This window comes from Sphingobacterium yanglingense (genome assembly GCF_004363245.1).
In the GTDB taxonomy this organism is placed as follows: Bacteria; Bacteroidota; Bacteroidia; order Sphingobacteriales; family Sphingobacteriaceae; genus Sphingobacterium; species Sphingobacterium yanglingense.
Genome location: NZ_SNYV01000014.1, coordinates 25098 through 42160, shown reverse-complemented (window position 1 = coordinate 42160; position 17063 = coordinate 25098). Strand labels below are relative to the sequence as shown.

Here is a 17063-nt window from a genome sequence, read left to right as displayed (position 1 = left end):
GCTAGGTTGTTAATTTTTCGTAAATTTTTCGGATACAACCTTGCATCACAAAAAAAAACACAAAAAACCTTCCTTTTACAGCAATATTTAGCGATTTATCCAGAAACCGACATCTGCGATGGTCGCTCAAAACATATTTCTTTAAAATTAAACTACAAGAGGGAATCAAGCTGATTATTGATTATAAAATAACAGAGATTTTATAGTGCTTAAATAGAGGGTTTGTAGAGGGTTCATAGAGGTAAAACACTATAAATACACTAGATTGACTCTATTATATTTCTATATTATCAGAACTATATGTATATTTAGTAATAATTAATTATAAACTATTACGGAATATGTTTCGAACCCTATCTGGATTCGACAATTCCAAAATCAAAAAATGATGGCAATACTAAAAGAAGGAATCAATGGTCCATTCTCCGGAAAAGTAGGTAGTGTTGTAGGTTACGAATTAAATGGACAGGCAATTATTCGTGGGCTTCCTAATTATGTCAAGCGTAAACCCAGCCCCTTGGCTCTGGTCAACCGTAACCGGATGAAGGCCGTGTCAAAATTTTTATCTCCAATCAAAGAAATCATCAAACTTGGATACAAAAATATCGCTCCTCCGGGCAGTCGAGTTGGGGCTTTTCAAGCAGCGCAATCACATGTCTTCCAAACGGCATTGGACTATACAGAAGACAACATCCCTTATGTTAATCCAGAAAAAGCACTCCTTTCTAGAGGTGAGCTCCTAACACCTATTGTGTTATCACTGAGCCGAGATCAGGATAAATTAACAATAGCTTGGGAACCGCAGCCTTACCGAGGTAAATCTTACAACTTATTACTACTGGCGTATGACATCGAAAATGAAGCCAGCTTGTATGAAGGAGGGGCCACCATCCACTCGGGCGAATTGGAATGGCAACTTCCCGATTACTATGCTAAAATACAACAGCTGCATATTTACATTGCTGTCATCGACATATTCACCGGGAAAACGTCGGATTCAGGCTATGCAGGCTGCGTCTAGCAGAGCTTTGTCAAAACCGTTTAAGTAGCATCAAGATGTAGGTAACATACATCTTGATGCCTTCTGGACCTAGTCTCATTGTTTGTCAAACTGATACCAATTGACCTTAGTGGATATACGCATAAGAATAGCTAGAATAACAAATACCCCGACTGTACCTACGATTAGGGAGTAATCGCGCAGTTGCATCAATACGAATATAAAGCCATAAAACAACCCTAAGATCCCTGTAAATAACAACGCCGTTTTATTGTCTTTGGTAATCATCCGGATAAAAGATGCAATCAATACGATGGTAGCCACTGCAGCCAGCAAATAAGCAATATTAAATCCCAGGTGTTCCGAGATTGCCAATAACAGCGAATAGAACAAAATCATGGCCGCCCCTATCAGGATATACTGAATAAGATGAATGCGTTGCTTTTTAATAATCTCCGTAAAAAATAAGGATGCAAATGTCAATACAATAACGAGGATTCCATATTTGGCAACCCGGGTTGTCTTTTGATAATTATTCACTTCAGGCAGGAAATTGATCTGAACCATATCCATATCTGTCGCTGCTTCTATATTCACACTTGCTGCAGTTTCGGTTGCCTCTATATAATTATCGAAATCTGCCTCAGCGAGCGACATTCCCGAAAAGCGGTACAGACGGTCATTTCCTCCGGACCATTGCTGTGGTAGCTTTCTGCCAAAAGAAGGAATATTCCATGATGCATTAAAATCTTTATCCGATACCTCACGCACCTCTGGGAGGTAGGCCCCGTTGAAACTTGGATTTCCCCAATCTCCCTTTGCTTGGACCACCGTATGATTGGCCAACGGTAAGAAGTTGATAGACTTAGACCCTCTTAACTTGACCTGAATCTTAAAATCAAACTTTGTATCCTCCCCTTTAGTTAATGGAAGACTAGCAGCCATATTATTATTAAACAACTGGAAGTTTCGGACATCCATGGTTAGCGGCAATTTCTGCCCTGCCCATTCCAGCTCAGGATCAGCAGAAAGTCCTTTCACATCTTGCACACCGAAGACCAGACGAGCCTCACTCCACCTCATCCTATCTGCCGCAACCGGAAGCGATTTCATATCCAATCCAGCGAAATTTCCTTTTATAGTAAAGCTTGAATTATATACGACAGATTCATAGATCCCCCTCTTTAAGCTCTCCGGTTTAATATCTGTCTGCACCTGTGCCTGACTAGGCAATAGAAACATCCAATCTTGCTCAAGACGTTGTACAACCACATCTTTACCTTTACTATCTTTTTCAACAACCTCGCTTACATAGTCGTAAGGAACTGCCAATACTGGACTCGCAATTACCTGATCCCGTCCCCATTTTGCTGCAATCTCGGAAGAAACCTGTTGCTCGCGATTCTTGCGCTCGCTGACCAAATCATCAACCAATGACATCGGAATCATCATAATCAATAGTAGAACAAAGATGACAAACAACTTTAGAATGACAGAATTACTAAGGCGCTCGAAAACCGTGATATTCGAACCTGGGAGTTGTGGAGGGGTTTTTACTTCATTTTCCATGATTGTTATTATTTTAAATGTGATTAACTTTTTTTATATAATGTATTTATTCAAGCACTCTATTGACAAAAAAAGTACTTTGCTTTTCAAAGTTGATAGACAAAAAAAACTATTTATACTGTTGTTTTATTAAATTTTCGAGTGCGCTTAAATGGTTTTCAAAAGCTTTCTGCCCCTTATCTGTACGGATATACTTAGTATTAGGCTTTCTATCCACAAAACTCTTTTCAACGATAAGGTAGCCTTCCTTTTCCAAGCTCTTAAGATTAGAAGCTAAATTACCATCAGTAACCTGCAAGAGTTCTTTCAGCGAATTAAAATCATAATACTCATTTGCAACCAATACACTCATGATCTGCAAACGGACACGATTCTCCAACACTTTATCATATAGGGATAGGTCTAAACTCACTTCTCGTAACGTTGATGAACTATAATTCCGTAAATAATATGCAGTAGACCAAAACCGATCGCCCAAAACCAAAGTCCGTACCCAGGAAAACATAGTGCCAATAGTCCTAATACGATATCCATTAGACCTAACCATCTTGCCTCTTTAAAGGTAAATGTGCTGGCAGCACATAATGCCAATCCGTAAAAAATCAGTAACGAAGAAGCAATCAAACCGTACTCGCCTTTATATACCAATAACAATGAGAACAAGCCCCCTGTCAATAGTGGTATCGCTGTAGCTGTCAACAAGCCTTTACTGGTCGCATTCCATATAGTCTGATTGTTCTTTTTTGCTTTGTACCTGGCCATCAGGAAACCAGTAAGGATAGACAAAAGCAAGACCAATCCAGCAATAAGCACAAGCTTTCCGATAATCCCCGAATCGGTTATATAGTTATCCCTATATCTGAAATCACTGCGGTAGCCGTATACTGTAATATAACCAAAGAAGGCACCTATTAAAGCATAGCTTCCTATAAGGATTCCCGAAAGACCACTTATAGACATAAATTTAGAGGAACGCTCCATCAACGAACGTATCTGCCCTATTTCCTTAATTAAATCCTGTTGACTCATAAAAGTACTTTGATATTCAAAGTAACATACAAAAATCCATACTCGCAACTATTTTTTCAAAAAACAATCTCCTTTTATAGGAACCAATCGGTAAATACTTAACTGATTTCCCCCATTTAAAGGGATAAATCCTCCACAGAAGGCCTCATCGGCCCTCTATTTAACATTTCGACAAACTTTTTTTAAAAAAAATCAACTTGAATTATAGGCTGTTAGATAAAAAACACATCTGTATTATCATTTTTTTATAGAAAATCCTTGACAAATATCGTTTTGAGTTCTATCTTTGTATCACAAAAGAAATCCTAATAACTGCGGAAGTGGCGTAATTGGTAGCCGCACCAGACTTAGGATCTGGCGCCGCGAGGCGTGGGGGTTCGAGTCCCTTCTTCCGCACTTGATATCCTCCCGACCAACAGAAATCGGGAGGATTTTTTTTATAATGCGAAAATAACGAACGCTTAAGAAAAGTATGAACATTTCACATCAGAAAATCGACGATATCAGCGCTAAAATTACCGTTGATTTAACCCCAGAAGATTATAATCCTGCAGTTGACAAAGCGATTAAAGATCAAGCAAAAAAAGCAAAACTACCTGGTTTTCGTCCTGGATTGGTACCTACGGGCCATATTAGACGTACATACGGTAAGGCTATTTTGTTGGACGAAATCAATCGCGTTGTAAACGAAAAAATCTCTGCATATATCACAGAAGAGAAACTTGAAGTTTTAGGTCAACCTCTTCCTGTAGATAACGAAGAAGACAACAAATACAACTGGGATTTTAAAGATACTTTTAATTTTAATTACGAAATCGGACTAGCTCCTATTTTTGATGTTCCTTTCTCTGCTGAAACAGAGTTTACAGAGTATGACATCAAAGCGGATGAAGCTACTTTGGTAGAACGTACTAAAAATTTACGTCGTAGCTACGGAAAGATGACCAACCCAGAAGTCTCTGAAGAAGGTGACGTATTATACGCTACTTTAAAACAAGAGAAAGAGGACGGTATAGAAAAAACTACATCTGTACGCACAGATGTAATTGAGGATGCTAAGATTAAAAAATCGTTGGTAGGTCTTAAAAAAGATGATACCGTTAAAATCGATATTAAAAAAGCATTCAAAGCTGCTGACATCGCTCGTATCTTAGGCATTACAGAAGAAGAAGCTGAAAACCTTGATGTTACTAAATTCGAACTTACAGTTCAAAACATTAACCGTCTTGAAGAAGCTGATTTAAATCAAGAATTTTTCGACAAATTGTTCCCAGAAGGAGAAGTAACAACTGAAGAGCAATTCAACGAAAAAGTTAAAGAAGAAGTTGAGAACTTATTCAAACAAAATTCTGCACAGAAGTTACGTAATGACATGTATACTTTTGGTATGGAAAAAGTTGAGGCTAAGTTCCCTGAAGATTTCTTAAAAAGATGGTTACAGGCTACAAACCCGAACCTTTCAGCTGAGGAAATCGAAGAAGGATTTGCAGACTTCTTGAATAACTTGAAATGGACTATCATCGAAAACAGAATCGTTACGGCTAACAACCTAGAAGTAAAATACGATGAGGTTGTAGATTTAGCGAAAGAACGTATCTATGGTCAAATCAAGATGTACAACATCAATGAAGAGCCTACAGATGAGCAACTAGGTCAATTTGCAATGCAACTTCTATCTGATAGAGAGCAAGCAAACCGTTTGTTCGAAGAGGTAAAAGCGCTTAAAGTTTTTGATCACTTGAAAACTACTGTTAAGACAAAATCAAAGAAAATCGATTACGATAAGTTTGAGAAACTTGATAACAAATAGTAATCTAAGAAATAAGAAAAAGGCTGACAGTAATATGTCGGCCTTTTTTGTTATATATACTTAAATTTGTAGAATGGAGATACGTAGAGCAAAGAAAGAAGATGCACATCAGATAGCTGGGATAATGATACTCGCTATGACTGATATTGTATACCAGTTTATCGGCAGAGAAGATTTTGAAGAAGGAAAGAAATTTCTAGCACAACTGATACAAGAAGAGGGAAATCAATATTCTCATCAATATATCTTTGTTGCGGAGAACCAAGATGGCATACTGGGACAGATATGTCTGTATCCCGGTGCTCAGCTTGAGAAATTGCGCCAACCTGTACTAGACCATATAAAAAAAGAGTATGGAATAGACTATCAGGTTGCTAATGAGACAGAGGCTGGCGAAATATACCTAGATACCATAGCCGTGAGTGAACTGGCTCAAGGTAAGGGTGTCGGAAAACTGTTGATCAACTATGTGATCGAGGAATTTGTACATAAAAGGAATGAAGTTCTTGGACTTTTGGTCGATGATGAAAATCCCGGCGCTAAACGTCTATATGAGAAACTAGGTTTTATCGTACGCAGAGAGGTTTCTATATTCGGCAAAAAGATGGAACACATGCAGTACAAGCTTTAAAACTGGATGTTGTAGCCAACAGAAACAGAACCAAATGGATATTCCCGATGAAAATCGGGATATTTTTCGTCTCTGAATTCTCCCTGAAGGGAGAAATAGCCGGAACGAAGATTGATAGACCACCTTTTAAACACCCTAAGGCTTCCTTCTACCGTACCAGCATGCAAGATATAATACGAAGGAGTACCGCTGATCGTATAAAAGACACCTCCGTTATAATCCATCGTAAATAGCAAACGGTTTAGTAAACTAAGATCACCTTTGAAACGATAGGAAGCTCCGGAGCCATAATTATAATTACGGCTAGCGCCATATAACAGATAAGGATCAGGGACTGCTGCTAGGAGCACTGCTCCCACCCCTAGGCTCAAATTTAGTTTATTCTGACTCTTGTAAGTAAACTCAGACAACCAATTGTAATTTAAACTCTGTGCTCCGTAAAAGAAAGCATCGTTATTATAGAAATCATAATGTGCATTCAGTGTACCATAATGCTCTCCTTTCTGTGATTTAAAAAACTGGGCGCCATATAAGAGCGCATGAACATTGACCGCATTTATAAAGGTACTATCGCCACTCCCTGCCTCTAGATTAACGGAGAATTGGTCGAATGGCCGCTTATAGTTATGCTCACCATTACTGTATTTAAACCTCAAGCGAGTGTAAAAAGAATCTTTACCTTTGGACAAGAAATCACCTTCTTTGGCATCAAATCGTCTAAACCCAGCATCGATTTCGGCACTGATAACCGAAGAGTCTGCCAAATAATAGTCATCTACCCGTTTCCCCCACTTTCCATCCAACAATCGATTTAAGCTATTGACAGGGTTTACTATTAGCGCCACAAGCTCATTGCCGACAACATTATGCCCATTCCTACTTCTAGCTAAAATATTACGGGATACCCGATGAGTCATCTCTCCCAGAATAATACCGCCAAAAGTCGTGTTAACGAGATCATTGATTGCCGGATGCTGTGTCTCACCAGCCGTCTCCCAGATATAAGAACCTACAAATGTGGCCAAACTGGATTGGTAAAAGTTATAACCGTTACTTCTGAATGCGTTAAAATAGATCTGCCCATGATACGGATGATCGATCTGGTTCGTGGTAAATTGATTATCATCCCAATCCCAGGCACTAAGCCGCTGATGCTGGATAAAATTCTTGAACGTAATATAAGAATAAGGATCTTTGGTGATAAACCGGTTAAAGGTGGCAGGGAAAGCTTGCGCTAAAAACCATTCGGTACCCGCCCTCCAAAAGTGCTTGGGACGCTTTGGGTTCAGTACCTGCTGTTCGGAATCTGCCACACCAAGTTGAATAGGCTTCCACAATTGTTTGGGAAACATAACCGAATCAACGGGTTGTTGTACCAATGAATCTATTGTCGACTGCGCTATAGTCACTTGTAGAAAGCTGACACATAGCAACGTCAACAACATTGACAATACATTAGTTTTCTTTATCATACCCCATTTTATTTTAGCTATTCAATACGATGGCAATCCATCCTTCCCTATTCTTAATTCTCCAGTCCACCTTGTTTAAGTCTTAATATTATGACAAACACGTCCAGAAAAACATTGTTTGTGGAGATTGTTAAAATTATAAAAATAGTTTATACCCGCTGCTATAAAAGGAGACAAAAAAAGAGGCTGTGATATGCAGCCCCTCTTCGGATAGATTAAACAATTTTCGTTCCTTACAGCATAGGAACTTCTATAAGTAATAAAGAACTCTCTTTTTTTGCCTGTAAAGTGATACTATTGGTATCGGTAATTCCTACCGCATCTCTACGATGCAATGTTGTTTCGTCTACCTGTACCTCTCCCTCAAGAACAAAAACAAATACACCATTGCCCTCTCCTTTCAACACATAATCTATAGCCTTTCCTTCATCGAGATCTGTTCTATGAAACCAAGCATCCTGATGTATCCAGGCTCCTTCATCCTCCTTATTCGGAGAGACAATCTGCTGAAGTTTGTTTCTCCGATTTGCGGGATCTACACGAATCTGGTCATAACGAGGTTCGACGTTCTGCTTATTAGGGAACAACCATATCTGTAAAAATTGGACAGCTTCGGCTTCATTGGCATTAAACTCACTATGTTGTATGCCCGTACCAGCACTCATCACCTGAATTTCTCCGGGCTCTATCGTGCCACTGTTGCCCATACTGTCCTGATGTGCCAAGGTACCTTCTAAAGGGATAGAGATAATCTCCATGTTGTCATGTGGGTGTCTACCGAATCCGTTACCACCAGTCACATAATCATCGTTAAAAACACGTAGCGCTCCAAAGTGTATGCGTTCTGGATCATAGTAGCCTGCAAAACTAAATGTATGTGCGCTTTTTAACCAGCCATGATCTGCATGCCCCCGACTGTCAGATCTGTACAAAATTGTATGTGCCATTTTTTCCTCCTTTTGTTATATAATACAAAGATAAGTGCTAATTGTGCCTTCAATTCTTAATGTAGATTAAAAAAAAATGGGCTATCATATCGTATGATGGCCCATTTTCTTTATCTAGAACTCTGCACGAAGTTTACTTAGAAACTCCGGCGTGATGCCGATATAGGATGCTACTGATTTTTGAGGAATCGTATTTATCAGCGTTGGATACATCGTACAGAACTTTTCATACCTTATTTTTGCAGGAAGACTAAGGTAGTTTATGGTACGGTGATTACTGGCTGCCAATGCGTTCTCTGTTAAAATTCTGAAGTAACGCTCCAACTTTGGAATACGGTCAAAGATACTCACCTGACAGGAACGGCTCAATAAAAGCACTTTGGTTTCCAAAAGTGCATCGACATTCAATTCGCTCGGTTTATTCTTAACAAAAGAATACATATCGGAAATCCACCAATTGGCTGGAGCAAACTGCAAAATATGCTCAAAGCCATTCCGGTCTACAGCATAAGAGCGCAGACAGCCTTCAACAACAAAAGCAGAATATTGAGCAACTTCTCCTGCCCGATGCAAAAATTGCTTGCGGGCCAATGTTTTCTCTCGAACCAATTCGGCAACAATTCCCTCTTCCTCTTCGGTTAAAGGTGTGATACCATTGATGTGCTGTATGAGGTTTTGAACCATTTGCTTTATTTAATTTCGTTATAAGTCATTCCCATGTTCTGGAACATAAACGCCCATTTGTCTGCATGTTCGGCTATTTGCATAGCTGTAGACTTGCCTGCTCCATGTCCTGCATTGGTATCGATACGAATCAGAACCGGATTAGTCCCTACATTGTATTCCTGCAAGCGAGCTGCAAACTTAAAGGAGTGCGCGGGCACCACGCGATCATCGTGATCTGCAGTCATAACCATCGTTGCTGGATACGACGTATTTGCTTTCAATGCATGATAAGGAGAATATCTGTACAAGTACTCAAACATCTCTTTACTATCATCTGCTGTTCCATAATCAAACGCCCAGCCTGCACCTGCAGTAAACTTGTGGTAACGTAACATATCCAATACGCCCACCGCAGGAAACGCAACTTTAAATAATTCTGGTCTCTGTGTCATACAGGCCCCGACTAACAACCCTCCATTTGAGCCCCCTGCAATTGCCAATCGTTCGGACGAAGTGTACTTCTCTTTAATCAGATACTCTCCTGCCGCAATGAAGTCATCAAAAACATTCTGCTTATTCATCTTAGTCCCTGCTACGTGCCAATTTTCACCATATTCCCCACCGCCTCTCAAGTTTGCAACAGCATATACACCACCTTGCTCCAAGAGAATAATATTAGCCGTACTAAACGAGGGAGTTAGACTGATATTGAAGCCTCCATATCCGTACAACATGGTCGGATTAGTACCATCTAGCTTTATTCCTTTTTTATACGTAATAATCATCGGTACTTTTGTACCATCCTTTGACGTATAGAAAATCTGTTTAGACTCATATTGTGTCGGATCAAATTGGATTTCAGCTTTCTTATACACATCGGATTTACCAGAAGCGATATCATAATTATAGATTGTGCCGGGATTGATATAGGAAGTGAACGTATAATAAAGAGATTTATCTCCTTTTTTTGCTCCAAAACCACTCGCAGTACCAACTCCAGGCAAGGCAATTTCGCGTTCCAATTTCCCATCACGGTCGTACTGCTTCACCAGAGAAGTTGCATCTTTTAAATACGATGCAAATATCTTCCCTCCACCTATGGAAGGGCTTAATACATTTTCAGTTTCTGGAATCAGATCCTTCCACTCGGTAGGTTTAGGATTAACCAGGACAGTCTCTATAATCTTACCATTGGGTGCCCCCAACTCCGTATAAATAAGGAACCGATCTCCATCATTATCTAAAATAGCATGGTTTTTATCAAAGTTATCCACTATCGTTACGAAACCAGCTGTAGGGTTTGTTAAATCCCGAACATACAACTCATTCCCGGATGTGGTATTTGCCGCTGTCACAACTAGAAAGCGTTGATCTTCGGTCACCCCTGCACCTATATATCTACGAGGAAGTTTCTCTCCACCAAAGATTAGTTCGTCTGTAGATTGAGCAGTATTCAGGGTATGGAAATATAATTTATGCTGATCGGTCATCGCTGACAATGCTGATCCAGATTTTGGTTTGTCATAGGAACTGTAATAAAAGCCTTCATTACCACGCCAAGCCAGTTCACTGAATTTGACATCAATTAATGTATCCCCCAATACCGTCTTATCTGCCGTACGTAATACAATTACTTTACGCCAGTCGGAACCTCCTTCTGAAATCTGATAGGCAACCAGCGAACCATCCTTACTGAAATTAATTCCAGCTAATGAAGTTGTACCATCTGCTGAAAATTTATTAGGATCCAAAAACACCTCTTCAGCTCCCTTATCGCCTTTTTTACGATAGAGTACCGCTTGATTCTGTAATCCGTCATTTTTGTAAAAATAGGTATAGTCTCCTTCAATAAACGGAGCGGAATATTTTTCATAATTCCATAACTTCTCTAATCGTTGCGTAATAGCCTGACGGAAAGGAATCTGTCCAAGATAGGCTTGTGTTACTTCGTTTTCCGCTGCAACCCATGCTTTGTTTTTTTCCGACATATCATCCTCCAACCATCGATAAGGATCCGCTACCGAAACTCCAAAAAAATCATCCTTTTGATCTACTTTCTCTGTCTTAGGATAAGGCTGTACTATAATATCTTTCACCGAATCAATCTGTTTATTTTGTTGACATGCTACCAATGCCATTGAGAGCATTATAAAACCAATATTTTTCTTCATAATTGATCATTCTTTCTAACAAAACTAAGGAAATAATTCATCCTTTAAAACTTTCCTCAGCCATTAGCCTACTTCTAGGTGCCAGTCTTACAAAGACTAGCTTAATAAATAACATGGTATTGATCAAGCATCACCTATTTGTAAAATCAGCGCATTTTGGTAGTTTTACACCAACATGCAAATTGCTAAAAAGATATATTTTGCTTCTGACTTCCATTTGGGTTCTTATCCGAAAGAGCAGTCCGAAATCCGGGAACGAGAAATTGTGAAATGGCTCGACCATATCAAACAGGATGCCTCTGAGCTTTACCTAGTGGGCGATGTCTTCGACTTCTGGTTTGAATACAGCACAGTAGTTCCTAAGGGCTATATCCGATTTTTAGGAAAGCTCGCAGAATTAGCAGATGCCGGAATCAAAATAACCCTATTTAAAGGCAATCATGATATGTGGATGTTTGGTTATTTGAAAAAAGAGATTGGGGCTACCATTATCGATAATGAGCTGATCCTGGACCTCAACGGAAAATCATGTTATATCCACCATGGAGATGGATTAGGCCCCGGAGACAAAAAATATAAAATATTAAAAAAAATATTCCGCAGTTCTTTCTGCCAGTGGCTTTTTGCCCGTTTGCATCCCAATCTAGGCATTGGAATAGCTCAACGATGGTCTAAGCACAGTCGCATCTCTAATAATAACGATGAAAAGTTTTTGGGAGAAGATAGAGAATGGCTCATCCAATACGCCAATGATATACTCCATACCCAGCACTATGACTATTTTATCTTTGGCCACCGTCATTTCCCTTATGAAATCGAGCTTAGAAAAGATTCTAAAATTATCAACCTAGGTGAATGGATAAACTATTACACCTACGCCGTATGGGATGGACAAACGCTTAATCTACAACGATGGAACTCATAGATGCTATCCAACAAATAGCGATACTCCCTGATGCGGAGTTGGAGAAGCTGCTGGGCATAACCGAGCGCATTGAAGTTGAAAAGAACAGTATACTGATAGACAAGGATAGAACTTCTAAATATATTTATTTCTTGACAGAGGGAATCTGTCGTATTTACTACCCAAAAGAACAAAAAGAGGCTGTTTTGGACTTCTGCTTCCCTGGAGATTCCATACTATCACTGAAGAGCTATGTACACAACACTCCCGGCTATGAAATCGTAGACACATTAGAGAACTGTGTTCTGTACCGCATCCCGGTTTCAAAGCTACAGCATCTTTATAACAGTTCTTTGCCCATCTCAAACTGGGGGCGTAAACTCGCCGAACTGGAGACATTAAAAATAGAACAACGTCTTATGCAAACGCTGTTCAAAACAGCTACCGAACGATATAGCGATCTCCTAACCAAGGAGGCTAATGTCCTACAACGGATCAAACTGGGCTATATTGCATCCTATCTCGGTGTTACACAGGTGACTCTCTCGCGAATCCGCGCTGAAATAAAATAACACACTCCCAGCGACTGTTACCGGAAAAAGACTCTTTTTTAACATTTGTTAAAAAAAGAAAATCTAAAAAAACGCACCTTTGCACAAAAAAATGAACTGGATATTTTTAATATTAGGTGGATTATTTGAAGTTGGATTCACCACTTGCCTAGGTAAAGCGAAAGAAGCTGCAGGGACCACTTCTCTATTGTGGTATGGAGGTTTTGTAATCTGTCTATTTCTAAGTATGGGATTACTGATCAAGGCTACCCAGACCTTGCCTTTAGGTACAGCATACGCTGTTTGGACAGGCATAGGAGCTGTAGGAACAGTACTAATGGGTATTATTTTCTTTAAGGAGCCTGCTGAATTTTGGAGGATATTCTTCATATTCACCTTAATCGCTTCAATAATAGGACTAAAGGTTGTATCAAGTCATTAACAATTCCTTCTTTTTAAACCATATTTTTCAGTATTTTTGCACTCTCTAAAAGGGAATAACACCTTTTTGGAGCAAAATCCCATAAGCTGTATGCTATAAAATGGATACCTAAGGGCTATTAATTGTCCTTATTTTGGCTTTGAGGATTAATACTTATCAAACGGAACTATGTTAGAAAAACTACAAGCGATTAAAGAACGGTGGCAAGAAGTGGAAGCTGAACTAAGCAAGCCCGAAACCATCAATGACATGAAACGTTTTGCAAAATTGAACAAGGAATACAAAGACCTATCAAAAATTGTAGAGCAATATCATATTTACAAAAATATAATCAGCAATATAGATACCAATAAAGATATATTGGTCAATGAGAAGGATCAGGAATTAAGGGAAATGGCCAAAGAAGAACAAGACATCTTGTTGGTACAAAGAGAAGAGAAAGAGGAAGAGATTCGTCTGATGCTTATCCCTAAGGATCCTGAAGACTCTAAAAATGCGATTATCGAGATACGTGGTGGTACGGGAGGAGACGAGGCGGCATTATTCGCGGGTGACCTTTACCGTATGTATACCCGTTATTTCGAGACCAAAGGCTGGCGTAATGAAGTGATGGATGTTACTGAAGGTACTTCTGGTGGGTATAAAGAGGTAATCCTAAAAGTAATTGGCGATGATGTATATGGTCAGCTGAAATATGAATCTGGGGTACATCGGGTACAACGTGTCCCTGATACCGAAACTCAAGGTCGTGTACATACTTCGGCAGCCTCTGTCGCTGTACTACCGGAAGCCGAAGAGGTTGACGTCGAACTGAACCCAGGTGATATCGAAATGCACACTTCTAGATCTGGTGGTGCTGGAGGGCAGAACGTAAATAAAGTAGAGACAAAAGTACAATTGACCCATAAACCTACAGGAATTGTTGTGGTCTGTCAGGTGGAGCGCTCCCAATTAGCCAACCGAGAATTGGCAATGGAGATGCTTCGTACCAAACTTTACGAGATAGAATTGAACAAAAAGAACGGTGATATCGCTGCAAAAAGAAAAACTTTAGTTTCTTCGGGCGACCGTTCGGCAAAAATCCGTACGTATAACTACCCTCAAGGAAGATTTACTGAACATAGAATTAACTTGACGACATACAATTTATCGACAATTCTAGACGGTGATATACAGCCTATTATAGACGCATTACAGTTCGCTGAAAACGCTGAAAAGATGAAGGAGGGCGCTACAGACTAAGTTTTTTTCAAAAAAAATTAGGATTTATATAAATAAGCGCTATATTTGCACACCTTCTCACAAGAAGGGTTGAGGTCTGGTAGTTCAGCTGGTTAGAATACATGCCTGTCACGCATGGGGTCGCGGGTTCGAGTCCCGTCCAGACCGCTCAAAAAACAAAGAAAAGAAGAGTCTTTTCATCGTTCTTTAAAAATAGTAAAAGTAAAGATTTTAGGTCTGGTAGTTCAGCTGGTTAGAATACATGCCTGTCACGCATGGGGTCGCGGGTTCGAGTCCCGTCCAGACCGCTAAATATCTTTTACAACAATCAAAATTCTTAGGTCTGGTAGTTCAGCTGGTTAGAATACATGCCTGTCACGCATGGGGTCGCGGGTTCGAGTCCCGTCCAGACCGCTAAGAAACAATAAAGGTATCCATTAAGGATGCCTTTTTTTGTTTACAGCTTTCTAGACCTTCTCTACCCTTCTACTTTACAACTCCCCCACCGATCTACCTCACTACTTTAATAGATCAATGTTCCATAAATAAAACAAGTTATTCGTTAGCAAGTTTATAGCTTTTTTTTAGATGCAACATTAGTATTTCATCAAAAATACTATTACGTTTGATTAAGTATTTTTACAAAAGTGCGTATATTCAAGGTCAGAAAACACCCCTACCTGAGGTTAAACACAGTAAAGAAGATATGAAATTGGTTTTCTTTATTAATTTCATGATTACAAGGGTTACTATTTGGATTTTAAGGTATTAATAAGTGAGTAAGATAAAACAAATACTTCCCACAGAAATTTCGGACCAGGAGATTATCGATGGGGTATCAAAAGGCGATAGTAAAGCTATCAATAGGATTTACAAATCCTATTTCCCTTCGATATCACGGATGATTGTCAACAACAACGGATCGGAAGACGAAGCGAAAGATATCTTTCAAGAAGCGGTGATGGTTTTGTATGACAAGATTACTCAACAAAAATTTGAGTTAAGTAGTAAACTTGGGACGTTTTTGTACGCAGTATCAAGAAGACTGTGGCTAAAACAACTGACGCGGAAAGGGAGCGTGGCTAGCACTGCTGATATTTCGGACTTTGAGGACCTCTTACGAGTAGAAGATGATCTTGAACGTCACGACGAGATAGAGCAAAGATTTGACCAGATGAATATTGCCCTGTCACAATTAGGAGAACCTTGCCAGACACTGTTAAAAGATTTTTATATCGCCAACATGTCTATGCAGGACATACGTGACAAATTTGGCTATACCAATACGGACAACGCGAAGACACAAAAGTACAAATGCCTACAGCGACTCAAAAAGATATTTTTTAATTCATCTCTTGAAAAATGAGTGGTATGCAGAGACATGATTTTATAGATTGGGCCGATCAGTATTTACGAGGCGAACTTTCAACAGAGGATGCTGTGGCTTTCGAGAACTTCTGTGAAACAGAGCCTACTTATGCTGACTTATTCGAACAGCACCGTTCGTTTGTACAAAATTTGCAAAAGACTGAACTGCGCAATGCATTTCAACAATCTTTGATCGCTGAGGGTAATGCATTTCAATCAGAGCGTAAAAGCGCGGTAGCTGCTAAAGTAACCTCACTATGGGCTAAACTGCAAATCAATGCTGGGGTGGCCGCTGCTGTAGCGCTAGTATCTGTTTTTTCCACTTTATGGATTACAGGATATTTCTCAAATATCAAAAAGGCCAATACAGACTATAGCGCGTTACGTAGGGAAATGAATTCGGTGAAGAAAAATGTAACGGAGCAAAATAAAGCAATACAAAATATCAACAACGATAAAAACAAAAATGCTGCGGCCATCCATTTTGGAGCGACAGGTTTTATGTTGACCCGTGACGGCTATGTCGTTACCAATTATCATGTCATCAACGGTGCCGACTCTATACATCTTCAAAATGTGAAAGGACAAGCTTACAGGGCCCAGATTGTGTACACTGATGCCCAAAAAGACCTCGCGATCTTACACATCGATGATACGAGTTTTAAAAACTTAAAAAACATCCCTTACACTTTCAAAAAACAAAGTTCAGAACTTGGGGAAGATATCTTCACATTAGGATTCCCGAGAGATGAAGCTGTATATGGTCAGGGATATTTGAGTTCCAATACAGGATACGCTGGTGATACGATAGCGTATCAGATTTCAATACCAGTGAATCCAGGTAATAGTGGAGGCCCTGTACTGGACAACCAGGGTAATATCATCGGAATCATCTCTGGTAAACAAAAGGGGATCGATGGTGCAGCATTTGCCATCAAAACCAAAGAGCTTGTCGAGGCGCTTAATAAAATACCCGCTGAGTCGCTGAAAGGAAATATTTTCCTTAACAATAAAAACACACTATCTACGCTCCCAAGAACAGAGCAGATAAAGAAACTGCAAGACTACATCTATATCGTGAAGGTCTTTTAGTCAATTTTGTTTCAATAAATCAAATAATCGATAAAGCAGATATCTTATTCTAGATATCTGCTTTTTTCTTTCCCTTCGCAAGCTCCTAATCCCCAAGAGCTAGCATAAAGTCTACTTTCTCATTCTGTCTTTTTTCAAAAAAAACCAGAATTGTTAAACAACAAATACAGTTTATCAGCGTTTATTGTTG

General features: G+C 39.5%; 16 protein-coding genes and 4 tRNA genes. 13 read left to right on the top strand and 7 right to left on the bottom strand.

Annotated features, from left to right (window positions below; genetic code table 11):
- Window positions 1-385: 385 nt before the first annotated feature.
- Window positions 386-1021 carry a DUF6266 family protein gene (locus CLV99_RS11390; protein ID WP_133584644.1) on the top strand — a complete coding sequence of 212 codons (636 nt, stop codon included), beginning with the start codon at window positions 386-388 and terminating at the stop codon, window positions 1019-1021.
- Window positions 1022-1096: 75 nt separating this feature from the next.
- On the opposite strand, the gene creD is transcribed toward CLV99_RS11390, so the two are convergent.
- The 3 genes from creD to CLV99_RS11375 form a co-directional block, all read right to left on the bottom strand.
- Window positions 1097-2569 (bottom strand): cell envelope integrity protein CreD, encoded by a 1473-nt coding sequence (gene creD, locus CLV99_RS11385; protein WP_133584643.1) that lies wholly within the window; start codon window positions 2567-2569, stop codon window positions 1097-1099.
- A 109-nt stretch (window positions 2570-2678) separates the two neighbouring features.
- Window positions 2679-2981, bottom strand: a complete 303-nt coding sequence (locus CLV99_RS11380; RefSeq protein WP_133584642.1) for a winged helix-turn-helix domain-containing protein — start codon at window positions 2979-2981, stop codon at window positions 2679-2681.
- On the bottom strand, window positions 2978-3598 hold the full coding sequence (locus CLV99_RS11375; protein ID WP_133584641.1) for a hypothetical protein: 621 nt from the start codon (window positions 3596-3598) through the stop codon (window positions 2978-2980). The genes CLV99_RS11380 and CLV99_RS11375 overlap by 4 nt, the downstream gene beginning before the upstream one ends.
- Before the next feature lie 314 nt (window positions 3599-3912).
- On the opposite strand from CLV99_RS11375, the gene CLV99_RS11370 reads away from it, so the two are divergent.
- From CLV99_RS11370 to CLV99_RS11360, 3 genes are all read left to right on the top strand, one after another.
- Window positions 3913-3994, top strand: a tRNA-Leu gene (locus tag CLV99_RS11370).
- A gap of 76 nt (window positions 3995-4070) precedes the next feature.
- The gene (locus CLV99_RS11365; protein WP_133584640.1) at window positions 4071-5408 is read left to right on the top strand and encodes a trigger factor; all 1338 of its coding nucleotides are present in this window, start codon (window positions 4071-4073) and stop codon (window positions 5406-5408) included.
- A 73-nt stretch (window positions 5409-5481) separates the two neighbouring features.
- Complete coding sequence (locus CLV99_RS11360; RefSeq protein ID WP_133584639.1) at window positions 5482-6039, top strand: GNAT family N-acetyltransferase; 558 nt, start codon at window positions 5482-5484, stop codon at window positions 6037-6039.
- On the opposite strand, the gene CLV99_RS11355 is transcribed toward CLV99_RS11360, so the two are convergent.
- The 4 genes from CLV99_RS11355 to CLV99_RS11340 form a co-directional block, all read right to left on the bottom strand.
- Complete coding sequence (locus CLV99_RS11355) at window positions 6036-7511, bottom strand: DUF3943 domain-containing protein (protein WP_133584638.1); 1476 nt, start codon at window positions 7509-7511, stop codon at window positions 6036-6038. The two genes, CLV99_RS11360 and CLV99_RS11355, sit on opposite strands and share 4 nt — an antisense overlap.
- A gap of 233 nt (window positions 7512-7744) precedes the next feature.
- Complete coding sequence (locus CLV99_RS11350) at window positions 7745-8458, bottom strand: pirin family protein (protein ID WP_133584637.1); 714 nt, start codon at window positions 8456-8458, stop codon at window positions 7745-7747.
- Between the two features lie 114 nt (window positions 8459-8572).
- Complete coding sequence (locus tag CLV99_RS11345) at window positions 8573-9142, bottom strand: Crp/Fnr family transcriptional regulator (protein ID WP_133584636.1); 570 nt, start codon at window positions 9140-9142, stop codon at window positions 8573-8575.
- A gap of 5 nt (window positions 9143-9147) precedes the next feature.
- The gene (locus CLV99_RS11340) at window positions 9148-11295 is read right to left on the bottom strand and encodes a prolyl oligopeptidase family serine peptidase (protein ID WP_133584635.1); all 2148 of its coding nucleotides are present in this window, start codon (window positions 11293-11295) and stop codon (window positions 9148-9150) included.
- 175 nt (window positions 11296-11470) lie between these two features.
- On the opposite strand from CLV99_RS11340, the gene CLV99_RS11335 reads away from it, so the two are divergent.
- The 9 genes from CLV99_RS11335 (at window position 11471) to CLV99_RS11295 (ending at window position 16873) form a co-directional block, all read left to right on the top strand.
- Window positions 11471-12220 carry a UDP-2,3-diacylglucosamine diphosphatase gene (locus CLV99_RS11335; protein WP_133584634.1) on the top strand — a complete coding sequence of 250 codons (750 nt, stop codon included), beginning with the start codon at window positions 11471-11473 and terminating at the stop codon, window positions 12218-12220.
- Entirely contained in the window at window positions 12208-12771 is a 564-nt protein-coding gene (locus CLV99_RS11330) for a Crp/Fnr family transcriptional regulator (RefSeq protein WP_133584633.1), read from the top strand. The genes CLV99_RS11335 and CLV99_RS11330 overlap by 13 nt, the downstream gene beginning before the upstream one ends.
- Window positions 12772-12862: 91 nt before the next feature.
- Complete coding sequence (locus tag CLV99_RS11325; RefSeq protein WP_133584632.1) at window positions 12863-13192, top strand: DMT family transporter; 330 nt, start codon at window positions 12863-12865, stop codon at window positions 13190-13192.
- A 168-nt stretch (window positions 13193-13360) separates the two neighbouring features.
- Window positions 13361-14434: a peptide chain release factor 1 gene (gene prfA, locus CLV99_RS11320; protein ID WP_133584631.1), complete on the top strand. Its 1074-nt coding sequence runs from the start codon at window positions 13361-13363 to the stop codon at window positions 14432-14434.
- A 73-nt stretch (window positions 14435-14507) separates the two neighbouring features.
- Window positions 14508-14581: transfer RNA gene (locus CLV99_RS11315), tRNA-Asp, on the top strand.
- Between the two features lie 66 nt (window positions 14582-14647).
- Window positions 14648-14721, top strand: a tRNA-Asp gene (locus CLV99_RS11310).
- Window positions 14722-14753: 32 nt separating this feature from the next.
- A tRNA-Asp gene (locus CLV99_RS11305) sits at window positions 14754-14827 on the top strand.
- Window positions 14828-15188: 361 nt separating this feature from the next.
- Window positions 15189-15779: an RNA polymerase sigma factor gene (locus CLV99_RS11300; protein ID WP_133584630.1), complete on the top strand. Its 591-nt coding sequence runs from the start codon at window positions 15189-15191 to the stop codon at window positions 15777-15779.
- Between the two features lie 5 nt (window positions 15780-15784).
- Window positions 15785-16873: a S1C family serine protease gene (locus tag CLV99_RS11295; protein ID WP_246032744.1), complete on the top strand. Its 1089-nt coding sequence runs from the start codon at window positions 15785-15787 to the stop codon at window positions 16871-16873.
- Window positions 16874-17063 lie beyond the last annotated feature (190 nt).

Excerpts from the sequence above, each read along its gene's own strand:
- CLV99_RS11390 (WP_133584644.1), top strand. The coding sequence starts at position 386 with ATGATGGCAATACTAAAAGAAGGAATCAATGGTCCATTCTCCGGAAAA.
- CLV99_RS11295 (WP_246032744.1), top strand. The coding sequence starts at position 15,785 with ATGCAGAGACATGATTTTATAGATTGGGCCGATCAGTATTTACGAGGC.
- CLV99_RS11335 (WP_133584634.1), top strand. The coding sequence starts at position 11,471 with ATGCAAATTGCTAAAAAGATATATTTTGCTTCTGACTTCCATTTGGGT.
- CLV99_RS11340 (WP_133584635.1), bottom strand. The coding sequence starts at position 11,295 with ATGAAGAAAAATATTGGTTTTATAATGCTCTCAATGGCATTGGTAGCA.
- prfA (WP_133584631.1), top strand. The coding sequence starts at position 13,361 with ATGTTAGAAAAACTACAAGCGATTAAAGAACGGTGGCAAGAAGTGGAA.
- CLV99_RS11355 (WP_133584638.1), bottom strand. The coding sequence starts at position 7,511 with ATGATAAAGAAAACTAATGTATTGTCAATGTTGTTGACGTTGCTATGT.
- CLV99_RS11365 (WP_133584640.1), top strand. The coding sequence starts at position 4,071 with ATGAACATTTCACATCAGAAAATCGACGATATCAGCGCTAAAATTACC.
- CLV99_RS11375 (WP_133584641.1), bottom strand. The coding sequence starts at position 3,598 with ATGAGTCAACAGGATTTAATTAAGGAAATAGGGCAGATACGTTCGTTG.
- CLV99_RS11350 (WP_133584637.1), bottom strand. The coding sequence starts at position 8,458 with ATGGCACATACAATTTTGTACAGATCTGACAGTCGGGGGCATGCAGAT.
- CLV99_RS11360 (WP_133584639.1), top strand. The coding sequence starts at position 5,482 with ATGGAGATACGTAGAGCAAAGAAAGAAGATGCACATCAGATAGCTGGG.
- creD (WP_133584643.1), bottom strand. The coding sequence starts at position 2,569 with ATGGAAAATGAAGTAAAAACCCCTCCACAACTCCCAGGTTCGAATATC.
- CLV99_RS11325 (WP_133584632.1), top strand. The coding sequence starts at position 12,863 with ATGAACTGGATATTTTTAATATTAGGTGGATTATTTGAAGTTGGATTC.
- CLV99_RS11345 (WP_133584636.1), bottom strand. The coding sequence starts at position 9,142 with ATGGTTCAAAACCTCATACAGCACATCAATGGTATCACACCTTTAACC.
- CLV99_RS11330 (WP_133584633.1), top strand. The coding sequence starts at position 12,208 with ATGGAACTCATAGATGCTATCCAACAAATAGCGATACTCCCTGATGCG.